Consider the following 3,832-nt stretch of genomic DNA (forward strand, 5'->3'; position numbering starts at 1 on the left):
GTGACCCGCGCACCCTCGGTGTTTCGGTCACCACCAAATTCTGATCAATCAACCCGCTCGCGGTTTCGGTCGCGAGCGCTCGACACGGGTGTTTCCCATGCCAGCAAAACATCTCAACCAGCTCTTATGCCGCCTGACGCGTCCCGTTGCGTTAGTCCTTTCCTTACTCAGTGTTCATGCGCAGGCGGCCGAGCCGCTTAAAGTGGTACGCATCGCCACGGTTGCCACCTCCAGCAATGGCAAGACCACCTTCTACGGTCCGACCTATGTGATGGACCGTGATAAATGGCTGGCCAATGAACTCGCCAAACGCGGTATTGAACTGCAATGGGTGCCCGCTGCAACAGCCTCGGTAGGCACCTTCGTCAATGAAGAGTTCGCCAACAAGCGCATTGATTTCGCGTTTTACGGTGATCTTCCCACCATCATTCTCAATGCCTCCGGCATCTCGACCAAGCTGATCGCGGCGGGTGGCACCGGCAATAATGTGTACCTGGTGGTCCCACCGAACTCCACCGCCAAATCCATTGAAGACCTCAAGGGCAAACGAATTGCCCTGCATCGGGGCCGGCCATGGGAGTTGTCGTTTGCCAAACTCCTGGATTCCAAACACCTTGATTTCGATGATTTCCGGATCTTCAACCTGAACCCCCAAGCAGGCGCCGCGGCGCTGAGCGCCGGGCGCGTGGACGGGTTCTTCACCCTCAGCGATGCCTATCTGCTTGAAGACAAAAAGGTCGGCAAAATTATCTGGTCCAGCAAACAGGCCCCGCTGGACTGGAAAATGCGCGCGGAGTTGTTCGGTGCCAGCGACTTCGTTAAGCAGCAACCGGAAATCACCCAATTGGTGGTCGACGCCTATCTGAAAGCCTCGCAGTGGATCGCCCAAGAACAGAATAAAGACGAGTACATAAAGTACCTCACGCAGTCAGGCCAGCCAGAGAGCGTGCTGCTTCGCGAAGTACAAGGCGAACCTTGGGCCGCGCACTTCAACCCGCTGATCGATGCCACCTTGCGCCAGCATTATCAGGACGGGATCGCCTACAGCCTCAAAGCCAAACTGATTCGCAACGACATCACAGTGAATGACCTGCTTGATGATCGCTTCGTCGACCAAGGCGTGAAGGATATGAAACTTCAAGGAATCTGGACGCCCACCAGCCCGCAATTGACCGTAAAACAACCCTGATTCGACGCATTTACAGGAGACACCAATGACTACCGAACATCAAAGTAACCCTGACGCGGACCTCGTCGGTATCGTCGAACAGGCCCGTTCCGACGCAGTGCATGCGTTCAATACGCTACGTGATAACGGCACGTTGTCTGCCAGCCTGACATTTCATATTACCCACCGCATCGCTGGTACTGACCACCTGTTGGGCATTCGATTTCCTGGTGGCCTGGCGCGGGATCAGTCACCTCAAGTCAGCCTGACGTCGTTTGCCGAGACGCAAAGTTCGCTGCTGCACGAGCCGCGTCTGGAAGCCGACACATTGATTCATGTGCACACGGCCTGGCTGTCCGCCTGGTCGCTGGCGCACAAATCGTTTCCGATCCTGTATGTCGCGGCGGCCCGTCATTTGCTGGCGCGGGAAATCCCCAATCATCTGGAACGTACCCGCAGCGCGCTGGACGTTATTCGCCAGCGTTTGGACGATAACCCGCAACTGGCACCGCCACCGGCACTGCTGGAATCTAATGGCGGAGCCAATTTCTGGGGCAAAGGCATTATCAAGACTGCCGAGATCATTCTGTTCGTTGAAGAGGCCGCACGCTTCCAGGCGATTGCCGAACAGATCGGGGGCGCTCAGGTGTACACCCCTGGCGCATTGGAGTTGCAATGGAAACGCACGGGGCTGCTTGATCGGGCGCTGAGCTATAAGGGTTAAGACATAATCAAACCGATACAAGGGCGCGATGATCGCATCGCGCCCTTCCTGCAACGCGCTTACGTTCAGCCCAGCGCTGCGGCCAACTGTTCGCCCTGCGGCCACAATCCGGTCATCTTCCACTGCTGCTCCAAGACACCCGGCCCGAACTCTTTCGACCCGCCAAAGCTCTCTGCCAATCCTTGGAACCAGGCGCCCTCTTCAATCAGCAATACCAACTTCGCGGCTTGAATAATCCCGGTTCCCCAGAATGTAGCGCCGCCGTTGGCTTCGAGAATCGCCGGAGTATGCGGATTGTGCTGGATTTGCTCGACGATAAAATCGGACTCCTGTTGGCGGCGGTTGATATAGATCGGTAGCTCACGCGCCAACGTGACCCGTTGCGAGGCGGCATAACGAATCGGCAATACCCGGTGCGCGCTGGCCCAGGCACCTAGAAACGGCGTATGCACATGAATGACGACGTTGACCTCAGGGCGCTTCTGGAAAATCGTCGCGTAACGCTTGCCATTGCCACCGGCTTTGCTTCCGCTCAAAGGATTTGAGCCTGCAACTGACTCATCCAGGTAGACCTCGCCGTCATAGGTGGCGACCACTGCGCGAATACTCTCGTCGTCAGCCCAAGGGCCCGGCGCGTGCAGAGCAATCACGAGGTCGCTGAACGGCACGCGTAAGTAGGCTTGCAAGGTATTGGTGGCAGTCAGGGTCCGAGTTTCTTTGAGCACCCGAAAAGCCTTGGCGAAGTCACGCTTTGCTTCTTCGAGATAAGTCAGTTGTTGCTCAGTCAAGGTAACCGCAAGAGTCATGGAAACAGCTCCGTTTCAGGCGTGAAGGAAAACCGGACGCTCCGGTTGTCCTTCGGTAGAGCAGTTCTTGTGCCAGTCCTGATATATTTTCAAGCTATTGATTTAAAACGAATATTTGTTCACATCCAAACACAACATCGTCGATGTTTCACATACCCGCACATTTTCTGCTGGCAGCCCAACAGCCGTTGTTGCTGAGGTGTTGCTGACCCAGCACAAACCGCCTGAAGAACTCCAAAGCCTGCGTTGACTATCAACAAACACGGTACTTTCAGCGGCTTTAAATGCTTGGCACAGGCGTTGCAATCAGCCTGATAACGCCGGCAACACCTCGTTTTCCGGTTCGATCTGTCTGCATCTGGAGTTCACATGGCTACCGAATTTTTTTGGCGCCTGCCCTTGGGCAGTGACGGTCCTTATCTTGCCTCGGACAAAAACAACCGCGGCAGTGCAACGCATAAACCCGGCAATATCGCACCCGGTCGTTTGCCCAATGGCGAGCCGGATGGCTTCACCTATATCGACTACATCGCCCAGGTTGCAAAGGCTGCTGAAATAGCAGGTTTTGAGGGCGCGCTGCTGCCCACCGGCCCAGAGCCATGGATTGCTGCCGCCGCGCTCGCTAGAGAAACCCGCAGGATCAAATTCCTCATCGCGTTTCAGGCCACCTGGACGCTGCCGGCCTATGCGGCGCAACAAGCAGCGATTTTGCAAAACCTGAGCCACGGCCGACTGGACTGGAACATCATCACCGGCGGCAACCCGGCGGCTCAGCGCGCCAACGGCGACTTCCTTGAACACGATCTGCGCTACAAGCGCACTGGCGAATTCCTCGACATCATCAAGGGTCTCTGGGAAAACGACACGTTCTCGTATGACGGTGACATCTACAAACTGGAGAACGGCGCGTTGCCACGCGGGCTGCAAAATGAGCGTAAACCAGGCGTGTACTTCTCCGGCTTCTCCGACCCGGCACTGGACGTTGCTGCTCGGCACGCAGACGTTTACCTCAATTGGGCAGAACCGGTCGAGAAGCTTAAGCCGCACATTGAACGGGTTCGGGAATTGGCCGACAAACAGGGCCGCGAAGTCCGTTTCGGTATTCGTATCGATGTTTTTGCACGCGAAACAGAA

General features: G+C 56.2%; 4 protein-coding genes. 3 read left to right on the top strand and 1 reads right to left on the bottom strand.

Annotated features, from left to right (window positions below; genetic code table 11):
• Positions 1 to 97: 97 nt before the first annotated feature.
• Together M0974_RS08200 and M0974_RS08205 are read left to right on the top strand one after the other, a co-directional pair.
• Entirely contained in the window at positions 98 to 1,189 is a 1,092-nt protein-coding gene (locus M0974_RS08200) for an ABC transporter substrate-binding protein (RefSeq protein ID WP_297835134.1), read from the top strand.
• A 25-nt stretch (positions 1,190 to 1,214) separates the two neighbouring features.
• Positions 1,215 to 1,892 carry a class II aldolase/adducin family protein gene (locus tag M0974_RS08205; protein WP_297835137.1) on the top strand — a complete coding sequence of 226 codons (678 nt, stop codon included), beginning with the start codon at positions 1,215 to 1,217 and terminating at the stop codon, positions 1,890 to 1,892.
• A 65-nt stretch (positions 1,893 to 1,957) separates the two neighbouring features.
• On the opposite strand, the gene M0974_RS08210 is transcribed toward M0974_RS08205, so the two are convergent.
• Positions 1,958 to 2,698 carry a class II aldolase/adducin family protein gene (locus tag M0974_RS08210; protein WP_297835139.1) on the bottom strand — a complete coding sequence of 247 codons (741 nt, stop codon included), beginning with the start codon at positions 2,696 to 2,698 and terminating at the stop codon, positions 1,958 to 1,960.
• A 369-nt stretch (positions 2,699 to 3,067) separates the two neighbouring features.
• Between M0974_RS08210 and M0974_RS08215 the strand changes: the two genes are divergently transcribed.
• On the top strand, positions 3,068 to 3,832 hold a 765-nt coding region (locus M0974_RS08215; protein WP_297835142.1), incomplete at its 3' end, for an LLM class flavin-dependent oxidoreductase.

Source organism: Pseudomonas sp. (assembly GCF_026224925.1).
GTDB lineage: Bacteria > Pseudomonadota > Gammaproteobacteria > Pseudomonadales > Pseudomonadaceae > Aquipseudomonas.

Bases quoted from the DNA above. Each gene is read 5' to 3' on its own strand.
- M0974_RS08205 (WP_297835137.1), top strand. From the start codon at position 1,215: ATGACTACCGAACATCAAAGTAACCCTGACGCGGACCTCGTCGGTATC.
- M0974_RS08200 (WP_297835134.1), top strand. From the start codon at position 98: ATGCCAGCAAAACATCTCAACCAGCTCTTATGCCGCCTGACGCGTCCC.
- M0974_RS08210 (WP_297835139.1), bottom strand. From the start codon at position 2,698: ATGACTCTTGCGGTTACCTTGACTGAGCAACAACTGACTTATCTCGAA.